16 protein-coding genes are annotated in these 14,765 nt (G+C 44.0%); 8 read left to right on the top strand and 8 right to left on the bottom strand.

Translation table 11 applies throughout. The features are described 5' to 3' along the window. Position 1 precedes the first annotated feature (1 nt). On the bottom strand, positions 2–148 hold the full coding sequence (locus tag F6K53_RS26170) for a hypothetical protein (RefSeq protein ID WP_293069412.1): 147 nt from the start codon (positions 146–148) through the stop codon (positions 2–4). Positions 149–314: 166 nt separating this feature from the next. On the opposite strand from F6K53_RS26170, the gene F6K53_RS26165 reads away from it, so the two are divergent. Continuing rightward, entirely contained in the window at positions 315–1,391 is a 1,077-nt protein-coding gene (locus tag F6K53_RS26165) for a hypothetical protein (RefSeq protein WP_293019821.1), read from the top strand. 347 nt (positions 1,392–1,738) lie between these two features. Continuing rightward, a complete protein-coding gene (secA, locus tag F6K53_RS26160; protein ID WP_293019823.1) occupies positions 1,739–4,555 on the top strand; it encodes a preprotein translocase subunit SecA in 2,817 nt (938 codons plus the stop codon). Positions 4,556–4,706: 151 nt separating this feature from the next. Here secA and F6K53_RS26155 read toward each other — a convergent pair whose 3' ends face one another. Both F6K53_RS26155 and F6K53_RS26150 read right to left on the bottom strand, forming a co-directional pair. Next, complete coding sequence (locus F6K53_RS26155) at positions 4,707–4,907, bottom strand: hypothetical protein (protein WP_293069410.1); 201 nt, start codon at positions 4,905–4,907, stop codon at positions 4,707–4,709. Positions 4,908–5,280: 373 nt separating this feature from the next. Next, positions 5,281–6,114: a DUF3153 domain-containing protein gene (locus tag F6K53_RS26150; protein WP_293069408.1), complete on the bottom strand. Its 834-nt coding sequence runs from the start codon at positions 6,112–6,114 to the stop codon at positions 5,281–5,283. A 137-nt stretch (positions 6,115–6,251) separates the two neighbouring features. Between F6K53_RS26150 and F6K53_RS26145 the strand changes: the two genes are divergently transcribed. Further along, complete coding sequence (locus F6K53_RS26145; RefSeq protein WP_293019827.1) at positions 6,252–6,575, top strand: PepSY-associated TM helix domain-containing protein; 324 nt, start codon at positions 6,252–6,254, stop codon at positions 6,573–6,575. Here F6K53_RS26145 and F6K53_RS26140 read toward each other — a convergent pair whose 3' ends face one another. From F6K53_RS26140 to argB, 4 genes are all read right to left on the bottom strand, one after another. After that, positions 6,576–6,704, bottom strand: a complete 129-nt coding sequence (locus tag F6K53_RS26140) for a hypothetical protein (RefSeq protein ID WP_293042925.1) — start codon at positions 6,702–6,704, stop codon at positions 6,576–6,578. Positions 6,705–6,733: 29 nt separating this feature from the next. Continuing rightward, positions 6,734–7,249, bottom strand: coding sequence for a hypothetical protein (locus tag F6K53_RS26135; RefSeq protein WP_293069406.1), 516 nt, complete (start codon positions 7,247–7,249; stop codon positions 6,734–6,736). Beyond that, a complete protein-coding gene (locus F6K53_RS26130) occupies positions 7,249–7,380 on the bottom strand; it encodes a hypothetical protein (protein ID WP_293069404.1) in 132 nt (43 codons plus the stop codon). The genes F6K53_RS26135 and F6K53_RS26130 overlap by 1 nt, the downstream gene beginning before the upstream one ends. Before the next feature lie 79 nt (positions 7,381–7,459). Further along, entirely contained in the window at positions 7,460–8,353 is an 894-nt protein-coding gene (argB, locus tag F6K53_RS26125) for an acetylglutamate kinase (protein WP_293082671.1), read from the bottom strand. Positions 8,354–8,879: 526 nt separating this feature from the next. Between argB and F6K53_RS26120 the strand changes: the two genes are divergently transcribed. From F6K53_RS26120 to F6K53_RS26105, 4 genes are all read left to right on the top strand, one after another. Beyond that, positions 8,880–9,533 (top strand): hypothetical protein, encoded by a 654-nt coding sequence (locus tag F6K53_RS26120; protein WP_293069400.1) that lies wholly within the window; start codon positions 8,880–8,882, stop codon positions 9,531–9,533. A 297-nt stretch (positions 9,534–9,830) separates the two neighbouring features. Then, entirely contained in the window at positions 9,831–11,867 is a 2,037-nt protein-coding gene (locus F6K53_RS26115) for a PAS domain S-box protein (protein ID WP_293082668.1), read from the top strand. 20 nt (positions 11,868–11,887) lie between these two features. Beyond that, a complete protein-coding gene (locus F6K53_RS26110; protein WP_293019839.1) occupies positions 11,888–12,337 on the top strand; it encodes a response regulator in 450 nt (149 codons plus the stop codon). A gap of 2 nt (positions 12,338–12,339) precedes the next feature. Next, positions 12,340–13,653 (top strand): ATP-binding protein, encoded by a 1,314-nt coding sequence (locus F6K53_RS26105; protein WP_293042012.1) that lies wholly within the window; start codon positions 12,340–12,342, stop codon positions 13,651–13,653. A gap of 22 nt (positions 13,654–13,675) precedes the next feature. Here F6K53_RS26105 and F6K53_RS26100 read toward each other — a convergent pair whose 3' ends face one another. Then, positions 13,676–14,503: an ABC transporter permease gene (locus F6K53_RS26100; protein WP_293042015.1), complete on the bottom strand. Its 828-nt coding sequence runs from the start codon at positions 14,501–14,503 to the stop codon at positions 13,676–13,678. Positions 14,504–14,584: 81 nt separating this feature from the next. Between F6K53_RS26100 and F6K53_RS26095 the strand changes: the two genes are divergently transcribed. Next, positions 14,585–14,764: a hypothetical protein gene (locus tag F6K53_RS26095; RefSeq protein ID WP_293069395.1), complete on the top strand. Its 180-nt coding sequence runs from the start codon at positions 14,585–14,587 to the stop codon at positions 14,762–14,764. The last annotated feature ends 1 nt before the right edge of the window (position 14,765 follow it).

Below are 14,765 nucleotides of genomic sequence, written 5' to 3'. Positions count from 1 at the left end.
GTTAACGGCCTTGGTGTAAGGGAACGATAAATTTGCCCAAAATCCCGAGTATTAGTCCAAAATTCTCCCCATCTCCCCATCTCCCCATCTCCCCATCTATTTTTTGCGAGAATGAAACAGCCCTGCCCTTAAAAAAGGGGGGAGCCATACTCAAAGTCCCCCTTTTTTAAGGGGGATAATGGGGGATCTCCGAGGCAAGAAAACACGCCCTAACCCTCACCCCTCACTCAAACAGTTAAGAAGTGTGAAGTTTAGAGCTCAAAGATGGTTAAAACAGTAGATAATAATAAATTTGGCAGAAAAAGGATAAAACTATGGCAGATTACCAGCACTGGGAGGAATCACTCGTCGCACCAATTATACGTCAGGCTCAGCAAAAACTGATGTCTCCCAGGAAATTTCATGCTCTCTGCCAACAGGTGATCAAATCAACTGGTCAAAAAAAGCTATACTTTTATCCACCACCTTCCGAGCTACTGGATGTAACTAACGGGATTACCATCAAAGAGTTAAGACAATTTTTAGATAAATTAGCCAAGTATGTCAGTAGTACCTCCTCAGAAGGACACCGCGTCACACTCTACCTAAAAAGAGTGCGGCTTAGATTAGGTAGGGTAAACAAGACAGTTGTTTTAGTAAAAAAAACCAGAGTATGTCAGCACACTCCAAAATCTGTTGTAGAGGCGAAGCCTTCTAGGAAAAAATTAGAGGTCAACTCCAAAGGGTTGTATGCCAAGGCCATGCTTTCCCAGGATTTGCCCTCCCAGGATTTGCCTACACAACCAGCTCCAATTCATCCTGAAATGCTATCTACAGGGGGAATGAAGGTTGAGGTAGAAATAGCTGGAGCTGGCATGGTTGGTCGGGTAGCTCGCCTGAGAATTAATGGCAAAGACCTGGCATTTAAAGCATTTTTTGACCCAGATTTCGTATGGCAACATGGTCCTTGGGCTGAAATTCCCATTGGGATTAGATTGAAATATGCTCAGGTAACGAAAAACTGTGCAGAATTCTTGTTTGCTAGTCAAGATTGGATGGTATCGGAATGGATTTATCCCGATACTAATCCCGAGTTTCGGCACAATGGCATCACTTATGAACAGTTTGCAGAGCAAGAAGGTCTAACTCAACTCAATTCATTAAATATATATAATTACAATCCATACAATATACGTCTTGATCCAGGGGGAATTCAGAAAGAATACTGGGGCAGACGCTGGCAGGATTTTTTAAGAGGAATTGTCTTTTACCTCAGAAAAGTCCAGCGAGAAGGATTAAAATCCCTGACACCATACCTTTCAAAAAGAATGATTACTTACCTATTCCGGCGATTAATTGTTTTAATTTCTCCTTGGAAGAGTGGCTCGATCGGAGGAAGGGAAAAGCGATGATGAGATGATGGGATAATGAGATGATGGAATGATGAGAGAATCGGTATCCCAAGTCAGACAATCAAGCCAGAGAATAAGGTATAGTTGGATCAGTATTCAATTATCTATTAGAGTCAGACTAATTAACCTTAATAAAAATCTCCCCATCTCCCCATCTCCCCATCTCCCCACACCTCCCACCCTCCCCACCCTTCCCACACTTTCATTTTTATTGACAAATATCTTCACCCTTGCCCATTACCCGATCTTCCCCCATCTTTTGACACAGGAGTTTGGTAGGATATCTATAAAAGTGTCCCTAAACGCACAACTATACATCCCACAACTATACATCTCCCTCTCCTGCTATGCTTAAGAGACTAATTGGTGATCCCAACGCACGTAAACTCAAACGGTACCAACCTGATGTTGTAGAAGTTAACCTCCTCGAAGAAGACATCCAGCACCTATCGGATGAACAACTCAGAGGCAAAACCGCAGAGTTCAAACAGCAGCTGGAGAAAGCCAACACTAGTCAAGAGCGTGATGAAATTCTTGATCAAATTCTGCCAGAAGCCTTTGCTGTAGTGCGGGAAGCAGGAAAGCGAGTTCTGGGAATGCGTCACTATGATGTCCAAGTCATGGGTGGCATTGTCCTGCACAAAGGGCAAATCGCAGAGATGAAAACTGGTGAAGGAAAAACCCTGGTGGCTACTCTACCAGCTTACCTCAATGCCATCGATAGTAAAGGGGTTCACATTGTAACCGTTAACGACTACTTAGCCCGTCGGGACGCGGAATGGATGGGACAAGTTCATCGCTTCCTAGGTCTGAGTGTCGGGCTGATTCAATCGGGAATGTCCCCGGTCGAGCGGCAAAAGAACTATGCCTGTGATATTACCTATAGCACCAACAGTGAATTAGGCTTTGACTATCTCCGGGACAACATGGCCACAGCAATGTCAGATGTGGTGCAACGTCCATTTAATTATTGCATCATTGACGAAGTAGACTCAGTACTGATTGATGAGGCCCGAACCCCACTGATTATTTCTGGGCAAGTGGAGCGACCGACTGAGAAGTACATTAAGGCAGCAGACATTGCCCGCATGCTCTATCCAGAAGATCCAGACAATGGTGAACAACTAGGACACTACGAAGTTGATGAAAAAGCCCGTAACATCTTGATGACCGATGAAGGCTTTATCCGAGCGGAGCAACTTCTAGGGGTTAAAGATTTGTACGACCCCAAAGACCCTTGGGCTCATTATATTTCCAATGCCCTCAAGGCTAAGGAACTCTTTCAGAAAGATGTGAACTATATTGTGCGGAATGGGGAAGTAGTGATTGTAGACGAGTTCACTGGCCGAGTGTTGGCAGGACGCCGGTGGAGTGATGGTCTACACCAAGCCATAGAAGCCAAGGAACGGGTAGACATTCAAAATGAAACCCAAACCCTGGCAACCATTACCTATCAGAATTTCTTCTTGCTCTATCCCAAACTCGCCGGTATGACAGGTACCGCGAAAACAGAAGAAGCGGAATTTGAAAAAATCTACAACTTGCAAGTTACCATTATTCCCACTAACAAACCCTCTAAACGTCGAGACGTCTCTGATGTGGTTTACAAGACCGAGCCAGCTAAGTGGAGGGCAGTAGCAGAAGAATGTGCTGAACTCCATGAACAAGGACGTCCGGTGCTAGTGGGAACCACGAGTGTAGAAAAATCCGAGTTGTTGTCCGGTCTGTTAGCCGAAAAGGGAGTACCCCATAACCTGCTCAATGCTAAACCCGAAAATGTGGAGCGGGAATCAGAAATTGTGGCTCAGGCAGGACGGAAAGGAGCCTTGACTATTTCCACCAACATGGCCGGGCGAGGAACAGATATTATTTTGGGAGGTAATGCTGACTTCATGGCACGGCTGAAGCTACGGGAATATTTTATGCCCAAAATAGTGCAGCCCGAGGAAGACGAAGCCTTTTCCCCCATAGCGGTAACTACTGCCAAGCCTAAATCGGACGCTGTTGGGTTTGCTCCAGGAAAGAAACCGAAAAGCTGGAAGGTTAGCCCTCAGATTTTCCCTACCAAATTGTCCCGGGAAACGGAACAAATCCTAAAAGAGGCAGTAACTTTTGCAGTTGAACAGTATGGACAGCAGAGTTTACCGGAATTAGAAGCAGAAGAGAAATTAGCGATCGCTTCAGAAAATGCTCCCACCAATGACCCAGTGATTCAAAAGCTGCGGGAAGTCTATAAAGCAATTCAAGGGGAATATGACGCATTCACCACCCGAGAACATGATGAAGTGGTAGAAAAAGGTGGCCTGCACGTTGTTGGTACTGAACGTCATGAATCCCGCCGTATTGATAACCAGCTCAGAGGACGAGCGGGACGGCAAGGGGACCCCGGTTCTACCCGATTTTTCCTCAGTTTGGAAGACAATCTTCTGCGAATCTTCGGAGGCGATCGCGTAGCAAGGATGATGGATATGTTCCGGGTTGAGGAAGATATGCCCATCGAATCCGGGATGCTCACCAGCTCCTTAGAAAATGCCCAGAAGAAAGTGGAAACCTTCTACTACGATACCCGGAAGCAGGTATTTGAGTATGACGAGGTAATGAACAACCAACGGCGGGCAATTTACGCGGAAAGACGGCGAGTGCTGGAAGGACTAGACCTCAAAGAACAAGTCATCCAGTATGCCGAAAAGACCATGAGTGATATTGTAGATGCCTACGTTAACCCAGAGTTACCACCAGAAGAGTGGGATTTACAGAGCTTGGTAGGAAAGGTCAAAGAATTTGTCTACTTACTGCAAGATCTAGAACCACAGCATCTAGAAGATATGACTGTCGGGGAAATCAAAACCTTCCTCCATGAAGAAGTCCGCAAAGCCTATGATATCAAGGAAGCTCAAGTCGATCAAATCCAGCCAGGACTAATGCGGCAAGCTGAGCGATTCTTTATCTTGAATCAAATCGATAACCTCTGGCGAGAGCATTTACAATCCATGGATGCCCTAAGGGAGTCAGTGGGATTACGAGGTTATGGCCAAAAAGACCCCCTGATTGAGTATAAGCAGGAAGGCTATGAGATGTTCTTGGAAATGATGATCGATATCCGCCGCAATGTGGTATACTCCCTGTTCCAGTTCCAGCCACAAATGCAACCACAAGCAGTTTGATGTATTTTTAAGTTTAAGGTTCAAGGTTGAAGGTTCAAGGTTGAAGGTTTAAGGTTGAAGGTTTAAGGTTGGCTGCTTCCTGTTGCCTTTTGCCTTTTGCCTTTTGCCTTTTGCCTTTTGCCTTGGTTGAGTATAGTTTAAGGTTTAAGGTTTAAGGTTTTAAGTTACCGAATCCCGAATCCCGAATCCCGAATCCCGATTCCCGATTCCCGATTCCCGATTCCCGATTCCCGATTCCCGATTCCCGACTTAACTCTATGGTCAATCCCCTATCCATAAACTTTTCTACCACAATACCGATTGCTACTCCACTCATCAATCCACCCACTAGTCCAGCGACGGCCCCAACCACTGTTGTCGTTTCTCCTGTTGCTACCAATCCAGTCAAAGCCGTTACCCAGGTAATAATACTAAGCTGATATAGCGTTTCTAGGACTCATGAGGTACACAAGATTGTTTCACTCTTGACTCTTGCCTTGCCCTCCTGGGAGGGGTTAGGGGTGGGTTCCTAATCCCTGCTCCCTGCTCCGAACGCGCCCCGCGTGGCCCACGGCCTCAGTCCCTGCTCCCTAAAACCTAGATATTTGTACCTCACCAGTTATAGAATTGCTATAGAAAGTTAACAACACTTAAACGGGAAGGTTAAATGTTGATTAACTTAGTAGTTATAGAAACCAATAGCTATTACTGGTTTCTATAACTGGTCTAACTTTAACTGGTCTAAACTACATCACCTTTGATGGTATTGCTGGTTGATTAGTTTCAGTTCTTTCCCAGGGGAAAGACTTGTATTTTAAGTAGAAACCACCTAATACCACCAGTATGATAATAATCATACCAATACCTAGGAAGCTGGGTAGCCAAAATGCCACTTCGATATGGTTGATTTGACCAGGTTGCAGTGTCCAAACTAGCTGATTTCCATCATCGTAAATCGTGGGACGAATGGCATTGGGGGATTTCTCAATACTGTTTGCTCCCCAAGGGGTCTCTAGGCTAAACTGCAAATCGAATAGTGAAGCAGCAGTAACCACAATCTTGCCGTTATCAGAGTTGATTACCCCTAGGCTACGCAAATCCAGGTCATAGCTTAAGTGATTTCGTTGCACCACAAGAAAGTTGTTTTGATCTAGGCGTAAATTAGAGTTAAAACTTGGGTTAATATCACTCTCTGCTGCTAATGGGGCATCTTCTGGGTGACCAACTGGGTTAAAAAACTGCTCAAACTTGGATACTAATTCCTTACCGTTGTTAAAGGGAATTGCGATCGCAATTTCTCGGTCTGAGAGGCGCTGAGTTTTGCCCTGAAGCTGCTTTGCCCGACTTTCGAGACTTCTGAGCCATTCGGTCGCCTCAGCATCGCTCAACTTTGTCAGCTGTTCTCCAAGCTTGATCTGCTGGACAATCTTGCCATGGTGTTCACCGTCAAACCTGACCCCAAGATCATAGTTGACACAACCAGACAGTAGCACTGATGCCAGCACAATCACCCCCAGAACCCGTAAATGCCTCAGAGTTCCACTAACCAACTGCCTTAAACTCACAAAATTTAACTTCACCAACCCTTCTCCTTTTTTCCTGAGTGTCCTTAGGGATTTATGAAACAATAGGTCGATTTGTTACATATATAACCTAAAACCAATACAATAGCATGTTGTAATCATGTTATAGAATCTCATAAACCAGGCCAAATCCTATGAATAAGCCTACTTTACGTAAACTGCATAGTACCTTAGCTCCAATCATCGTACTGCCTTTCATGATCACAGCAATCACCGGGATAGCCTATAGATTAGGGAGAGCCTGGTTTGGGCTTTCTAAAGATCAAACCCACTTTTTAATGGCGATTCACGAAGGAGAATATCTTGGTGATCAACTGAGGCCGATTTATGTACTTTTAAATGGTTTAGGATTAATTTTTATGTTAGTTACAGGTATAGTAATGTATTGGAAAAGTATCAGCAAGAAAGGTATTTTTTCTAGCAAAGTGACAGATAAAAAAACCGCCCCAGATAGTTAATTAACTGACTCTAGCAGTTTTTAATTCGGTGAGGGGCTTACTAGAAGTGGGTTTGAGGGAGTCGGGAGCGGTGCGACCCCGCGCTTTTTGCGACGCGGTGCGACCCACCCAACCCTTGGATTTAAGCAAAGTTCAAGAAACAGTCTCTGCTAGTGATATCAAAGCCCAAACCAAATCAATCCACCCAGGGTTAAACTCACCAAACCAACAGCTAGCCAGACGAATTGATTATCCTTAGTGTTAATCTCAGCAGGATCTAGGGGTTCTGGTACCAAGCCTAGGCTAGGCTGCTTGCGATCGCTAAAAGACCTATACACATAACTCTCCCGGTCGTCACTTTCTGCGATCGCACCTAAGTCAGGAATGTTGGTCATCCATTCTGCTGGTCTAGTAAGCTGAGGAGCTTGCAGAATATAGAGTAAATCTTTACCTTGTTTGGAGGTGTCTAGGTCAGGATGGCTAGTCAACTGTTGGCAAAGTGCGATCGCTTCCGCTTTTTGCCCAGCTGCCTCATAAGCCATCACCAACCACATTTGCACCTCTCCCCCGAGCCCAGAGGATAGATTTACCAGATTTCTGGCTGTGGTCAAATGCTCTATAGAAGCACGATATTCTCCTCGTTCAAATGCGGCTTTTCCTGACTGGTACTCAAGGGAAAATTTTTCATTAGCCATTAGTCATTTGTTAATATAGCAATTCTACGACTTGTGAGGTACAAATTTCGGGTTTTTAGGGAGCAGGGACTTCGGAGCAGGGAACAGGTAAGAGAGAAGAGGGAAGAGGTAAAAAATAATGTGTACCTCATAGCTACGAGAAACGCTATCATTAATTATTAATTGACATTTTCAATTAACAATTTCCTAGTTGCCATTTTCCCTGTGTCCTTAGTTAGTAAATTCTGATGCCACGATCATCGAACCGATTCCTTCATCGGTGAAGATTTCCAGGAGCAGGGCATGGGGAATGCGACCATCAATAATATGAGCCGCACGTACCCCTTGAGCAAGCGATCGCACGCAGCAGTTCACCTTAGGAATCATCCCACCAGAGACTACCCCACTCTCAATCAACTGCCGTGATTGTTGAATATCTAGCTGACGAATCAGGCTAGATGGGTCTTTAGGATCCTTCAAAACCCCAGGGGTATCAGTCAGCAAGATCAGCTTTTCTGCTTCTAAAGCAGCTGCGATCGCACCGGCCACCGTGTCAGCATTGATATTGTAAGCTTGGCCAGTATCATCAGCCGCCACACTAGACACTACTGGAATGTAGCCACTATTGACCAAAGACTCTACTAGCCGCACATCCACAGTGCTCACTTCCCCAACAAAGCCAATACCCTCTTGACCTTCTGGGCGTGCTACGAATAAGTTACCATCTTTGCCACACAGCCCGACAGCATTACCACCGGCGTAGTTAATCCCAGAGACCAACTCTTTATTCACCCGACCCACCAGCACCATCTCCACTACATCCATCGTGGCAGCATCGGTAACCCGCAGACCATTCTTAAATTGTGGCTCAATCCCTAATTTCCCCAGCCAGCTATTGATTTCCGGACCACCACCGTGGATAAGGACTGGTCGTACACCTACACAAGCTAAGAATACAATATCCCGGATCACCTGCTCTTTGAGATTGCTGTCTTTCATTGCCGCACCACCATACTTAACCACGACTGTGCGACCAGCAAACTTTTGGATGTAGGGTAGTGCTTCACTAAGTACCCGCACACGGGTTGCTTCAGTTTCCCTTATGTACTCTTGAGTATAGAGCATAGGCAATCACTCAAATCTATAATCACATCCACAGCAGTGTAAATCATTTTCATGGCTTAGGGCTAGATGGAATCACACCCTCCTTAAGAATTGCAACAGACAAAGCTTCAGGGGAACAGAGGTAGAGCTGCTTAATTTTCATTTTCGTAAAAAATAGATGGGTCAGATGGTCAGATGCTGATATAGGTATAATTTTCGACCCTACTCCCTACTCCCGACTCCCTACTCCCTACTCCCTACTCCCTACTCCAATTAACCTAGGACCAGGTACCTCACCCAGATATTGAAATCAGATAGTTTTTAGGAAAAATTGCGGATTTAGAAGCAAAAGCCCAGACTAATTTAACAGAATCAAACAAGGCTACTAGCTTCAAGCAGGGCTTTATCTTAGATTTACCTTAATGGGTAATTAGTAATCAGTAATTTTACCTCACTACTACCCACCAATGACCGATTACCATGAGCTCCTGTGTTAGCTTAAGTATATAGCCCAACAAACAATTGCTTATTTACCTGTTTCACCTCGATGCTGAAAATCCTTCTCAAGCAGCTGCGCCACGATCATTATATTCTTTGGTATAACAGCTTAATTATTATACTATTTTTAATTTTAAGTATTTATGTCAAGATTCAGGACAGGGGTTATATAGTCGTAGGACTTTTTGATGATCCTTTTCTTATCAATCGCCCCTACATCGGCACGTTATCAGCTGTCTCTGAATTAATGTGGTGCGTAGTAGTAACCATTTGTTTATGGTGCTGGTTATTGCTGAACAAAATCCAGCCTAATCAAAAAATAAATCGATTTATTTTTTCCTCTGCCATTGGCATTGGAATATTATTAATTGATGATGTTTTCAGGATTAATTTAATACTAGTAAATCAAGGGATTTCAAAAGCGCCGGTGTATTTTATGTATGGCATAGGTGCCATCCTGTATGGATTAGCTTTTTGGAGGATAATTCGAGCTACACCATATATACTGCTGATGATTGCGGCAATTTTATTTGTAATATCTGGTTTGGTAGACTCGTCCCATTTGTCAGGACAAGGAACCAGAGCCATGCTAGAAGATGCCACTCGGTTATTGGGTATTATGAACATCACTCTCTATTTCAGCCAGGTATGCTGGCAGGTGATGCTGCAATCTTTGGATAGAAAGATAAATCGAGCTACCTAAGTCCCAAATTGGGATTTAAAGTTCTCTGGGCAAAGACTTGTTGTGGGGCAATTTTAAATTCCGTAATTTCACAGATTTACAGTGGGTGGTCAAAAGGTTAACAATATAAGAACTAAGTGTGTCTTAGTGTCGTGGGAGGTGATTACCTTCTTGATACCCAGTTCCACTTCAAAAGGGAATTAACTCCAACGGATAAGTGGGAGATCTGCTACTTGGTACGAAACCAAGCTGGTTAATCTGACCATTGCTGTTACCATCGGTGCTGCTGGAAATTGTTGCCCAATTGACCAACGGCATATGCTCAAAACCTTACAATACATGTTCTCTGGTCATTATATATCCCACGAGCATTGCTATGTCTGGAAGCCTGAATTAGTTGGACTTCATGCTGGATCGGACTTGCTAATTGCCCTATCCTATTACTCTATTCTGCTGTTGCTGATCTATTTTTGGTCTCAAAACCAAGATCTGCCATTACTGAAGATTTTCTTACTATTGAGTGCCTTGGTTTTGTGCTGTGGCACCAGTCACTTGCTGGAGGTCTGGACAATTTGGCATCCAGATTATTGGCTCTCTGGTTTAGTCAAAGGCACTAGTGCCATACTTTCTCTGTCTAGCGCTATCGCACTAGTAGTATTGATGCCAAAAGTCTTAGCATTCTCCAGTAGAGCTGCACTGGAAGCGACTAACACAGCTCTGGAAAAGGAAATTGCTGAACGTAAGCAAACCCTAGAAGAACTACTGAGATCCCAACAAACCTTGTCCCTCCTGGTAGAGCAAACTCCCCTTGGTTTCATTGAGTGGAGCCTGGATGGTGAAGTGATGCAGTGGAACCATGTAGCCGAAAAAATTTTTGGCTATAAGAAGATGGAAGCCTTTGGGCATCGTGCCCATGAATTGATGAAGCCGCAATCTTCCGTAGAGCAGTTCCAGCGAGTTCTGCAAGACTGTTTGAATTTTCAGTGTAGCAACTGCATTACGGAAAACTACCATCCACAAGATGGCAGTAGTATATTTTGCCAGTGGCACAATGCTCCCTTAATTGAATCTGATGGCACCATCATCGGAGTGGTGTCCGTGGTAGAGGATATCACGAAGCGCAAGCTAGAGGATGATGTCCTCAGCCAAGCCTATGAAGAGTTAGAACAACGAGTATTAGAACGGACAAAGCAACTAGCAGAAGCCAATGAAGTCTTAACAGCTGAAATCAGGGAGCGCCGCCAGGTTGAGTCCGAATTAGGCAACAACCTGGAGCTGCTCAACCGATTTTTGGAATATGTACCCGCAGCTATTGCCATGTTCGATCAGCAGATGAGGTACCAGTTTGTTAGTCGCCACTGGTACTCAGAGTACAACATATATGATGACAACATCATTGGCAAAAGCTACTACGACGTATTTCCAGAAACTCCTGAGGGTTGGAAGAAAATACACCAACGGTGCTTAGAGGGTTATTCAGCAGAGTGTGAAGAAGATTTGTTTATTCGCGCTAATGGTGAACAACAGTGGCTCAAGTGGGAAATCCGTCCTTGGGTTGACATTAGTGGGAAGATTAGCGGTATCATTATGAGTACTGAGGTGATTACAGAGCGTAAGGAAGCTCAAGAGGCCCTCAAACGACTTAATCAAGATTTATCCCGATCTAACCGTGAGTTAGAACAGTTTGCTTACGTGGCTTCCCATGATTTACAAGAACCACTGCGAGCGATTAGTAGCTACACCCAACTCTTAGCTAAAAAATACCAGAGTAACCTGGATGCTCAAGCGGATAAGTATATTCATTACATCGTAGATGGCGCTACTAACATGCAGCAGTTAATCCAGGATCTGCTGAGTTTTTCTCGGGTGGGAACCCATGGTAAAGAATTAGCAGCTACTGACTGCGAGGTAGTACTGAATCGGGTTTTAGACAATTTAAATGTGGCGATTATCGAGAGCGATGTCATAGTTACCCATGACTCCTTACCTGTAGTTATGGGGGATGATATACAACTGAGTCAACTTCTGCAAAATCTCATCGGTAATGCTATTAAGTTTCGCAGCCAAGAGCTACCCAGAGTCCATATTTCAGCGGAACTGAAGGGTAAGGAATGGATCTTTTCAGTTCGTGATAATGGTATTGGTATTGAGCCTGAGTACTTTGAGCGCATCTTTACTATTTTCCAGCGCTTGCATACCCGCCGTGAGTATCCCGGCACAGGCATTGGTCTAGCAGTTTGTAAGAAAATTGTAGAGCGTCATGGCGGAAAAATTTGGGTAGAGTCAGAGCTAGGAGTAGGCACAAAATTTTACTTCTCAATACCACAGCATCATCATGAGTTAAACATTATCTAGAAATTTCAGGAACTGGCATCATGAACATTATGACAAATACTCAACCAATTGATATTCTGCTGGTAGAAGATTCGTCGAGTGATGCCGAACTCATTTTAGAGGCATTATGTGATAGCAAGCTATCCAGTAAGTTTCACTGGGTTGATGATGGAGCTAAAGCGATCGCATTTCTCCGTAAGCAGGGAAAATATCAGGAAGCCCCACGTCCAGCTTTAATTGTTCTGGATCTTAATTTACCAAAAAAAGATGGTCGCGAGGTTCTCCAAGAAATCAAGGAAGACCCCCAGATAAGTACAATCCCAATTATTATATTAACCACATCTGACTCTCAGCAAGATATTATCAATACTTACAGACTAAAAGCTAACTGCTACATTTGTAAACCCATAGATTGGGAAAGTTTTATGTCGATGGTGAAGCGGATTGAAGAATTTTGGTTAGACCTTGTTAGACTGCCATTATATCAATAAATATGGACACCAATTCCCTGAAAATACTGCTAGTAGAAGATAACCCAGCTGATGCGGATCTTCTCCAAATCATTTTAACTGATGCTCAAGAGATTCAGTGGTCACTGGTGCAGGTAGAAAAGTTACAAGATGCTATTGATTCCCTCAGTAAACATCATTTTGATATAGTCTTGTTAGACCTATCGTTACCGGATAAACAGGGATTGATTACGGTAACAAAAACCCACGAGGTAGTACCGGATTTACCCATTGTGGTGTTAACGGGTCTTAATGATAGAGTTACTGCCCTAGAAGCATTACGAAAAGGAGCACAAGATTATTTAGTCAAGGGCAAAATTGATAGTGAATTGCTGATGCGCACAATTCGCTACGCTATTGAGCGAGCCAATACTATGAAGCAGCTTCGACAAAGTGAGGAGCAATTGCAACGACTCAATGAAGAATTAGAACATCGCGTTGCAGAACAAACCGATGAATTAAGGCAAAAAAATCAGTACCTGCAAGAGGAAATTTCAAATCGGAAGTCCTTGGAAGAAGAACTTCGTCAGGCGTTGAATAAAGAAAAAGAACTCAATGACCTCAAATCTCGGATTGTTTCAGTCGTTTCTCATGAATATCGCACCCCACTGGCCACCATCCTCTCTTCGGCAGAATTATTAGAACATTACAGTCATAAATGGTCTTCCGAAAAAAAGCGACGTTATTTTCAGCGGATTCAAACGACGGTTCAACATCTGACTAAGTTAGTGAGTGATGTACTGCTATTCAGTAAAGCTGAGGCAGGAAAATTGGAATTCAAACCATTACCTATAGATGTGGTAGCCTTATGTAAGGAAATTGTGGAAGAATTTAAACTAACAGCTAAGACTGGGTTTACTATTAACTTTAACTGTATAGATAATTCAAAGGAAACTTCCTGCTGTAGTAATCAGGGTTGGTTTTGCAAAGCTGATCTAGATGAAAAACTATTGCGGCAAATTCTGTCTAATTTGCTCTCCAATGGGATTAAGTATTCACCGGATGGGGGTGATATCCAATTTGATCTGATCATGAGTGATGATAGTACGATGTTCCGGATCCAAGATTCTGGCATTGGCATCCCCCCAGAAGACCAAGAACGGTTATTTGAGGCTTTCCAGCGCAGTAGTAATGTTGGTACTATCTCTGGTACCGGACTAGGATTAGCAATTGTCAAAAAATGTGTTAACCTCCACGGTGGTGAGATTTGTGTAGAGAGTGAAGTGGGAGTTGGTACAGCCTTTACGGTCACATTGCCATTACACTCATCCCATTATTCAGCAAAGCCTAATACCTAGGTAAGGGTGTAAGTATGCCTAATTAGTCTTGCTGGTGAGCAAATTGGTGAGCACCAAATAGAGAAAGTGCGATCGCAAACCCCAGCAGAATCGGTATCGCATACCAGGGAAACTCAGACAGGGGTAAGTAAGCAGCAGCCCGGAGTCCAGTGCTGGTATAACTTAGAGGCAATAGATAGACAATCACTTTTAAGACTGTAGGTAAGGTCCCTGGGTCAAAAAACGTCCCACCTAGGAAGGACATTGGAACAATTAAGAAGTTGTTGAAAAGACCAACCATTTCCAAGGATTTGACATTCAATCCCACTATCACCCCTAAACCGGCAAACACAGCACAATTAAGCACTAGCAACAAGAAAAATAAGGGATTGAGAAAACTCCATACTTTCCCAGTAAACAGCACTGCTACCAAAATAACTGAAGCAGATGTCATTAATCCCCGCAAAATCCCCGCCATCATTTTGCCGACATGCAAGGCTAAGGGATGGACTGGCATCAACAAGGTTTCCTCAAAGGTTTTGGTGTATAGCCGATCACCGCAAATGGAAAAGGTAGTGCCAGCAAAGCTAATGGTCATAGACGACAGCGCCACCATTCCTGGCAGAATAAATTCTAAATAGGATTCACCAACTGGGGGAGTCATTGTCCGATCTAAGGTACTCCCTAGGCCGAGACCAAATGCCAATATGTAGATCACTGGGGAGATTAGCCCACTAGCAACGACTTGGGTGGCTCGCACCCGTAACTTTAGCCAGTCCCCCCACAAAACCGTGAGGCTATCTGTGACTATAGTCGGTAACTGGGACGCTTTTAAGGTGTTGTGATGGGGCAGTGATAGATTGGATTTCACAGTATCGGTTTAAATTAAGTTAATTTTCCTTTACATTAGTCAATATTACTACCGACTACCACCAGAGTCATTAATCGTAGGGTGGGCAGTGCCTACCAACTTTGCAAGCTTCATTATCTGTCTGCTGCACTGCCCACCCTACATCAACTACTCCCGACTGGGAATTGTAACAGGCAAGATGCCTGTTCCACTCCCGACTCCCGACTCCCGACTGGGAATTGTAACAGGCAAGATGCCTGTTCCACTCCCGACTCCCATTAAC

Source organism: Moorena sp. SIO4A1 (genome assembly GCF_010672065.1).
Taxonomy (GTDB): Bacteria; Cyanobacteriota; Cyanobacteriia; order Cyanobacteriales; family Coleofasciculaceae; genus Moorena.
This window is presented reverse-complemented; position numbering and strand designations above follow the sequence as displayed.

Bases quoted from the DNA above. Each gene is read 5' to 3' on its own strand.
- F6K53_RS26170 (WP_293069412.1), bottom strand. From the start codon at position 148: ATGGCTCCCCCCTTTTTTAAGGGCAGGGCTGTTTCATTCTCGCAAAAA.
- F6K53_RS26165 (WP_293019821.1), top strand. From the start codon at position 315: ATGGCAGATTACCAGCACTGGGAGGAATCACTCGTCGCACCAATTATA.
- secA (WP_293019823.1), top strand. From the start codon at position 1,739: ATGCTTAAGAGACTAATTGGTGATCCCAACGCACGTAAACTCAAACGG.
- F6K53_RS26145 (WP_293019827.1), top strand. From the start codon at position 6,252: ATGAATAAGCCTACTTTACGTAAACTGCATAGTACCTTAGCTCCAATC.
- F6K53_RS26135 (WP_293069406.1), bottom strand. From the start codon at position 7,249: ATGGCTAATGAAAAATTTTCCCTTGAGTACCAGTCAGGAAAAGCCGCA.
- F6K53_RS26130 (WP_293069404.1), bottom strand. From the start codon at position 7,380: ATGAGGTACACATTATTTTTTACCTCTTCCCTCTTCTCTCTTACCTGT.
- argB (WP_293082671.1), bottom strand. From the start codon at position 8,353: ATGCTCTATACTCAAGAGTACATAAGGGAAACTGAAGCAACCCGTGTG.
- F6K53_RS26120 (WP_293069400.1), top strand. From the start codon at position 8,880: ATGCTGAAAATCCTTCTCAAGCAGCTGCGCCACGATCATTATATTCTT.
- F6K53_RS26115 (WP_293082668.1), top strand. From the start codon at position 9,831: ATGCTCAAAACCTTACAATACATGTTCTCTGGTCATTATATATCCCAC.
- F6K53_RS26110 (WP_293019839.1), top strand. From the start codon at position 11,888: ATGAACATTATGACAAATACTCAACCAATTGATATTCTGCTGGTAGAA.
- F6K53_RS26105 (WP_293042012.1), top strand. From the start codon at position 12,340: ATGGACACCAATTCCCTGAAAATACTGCTAGTAGAAGATAACCCAGCT.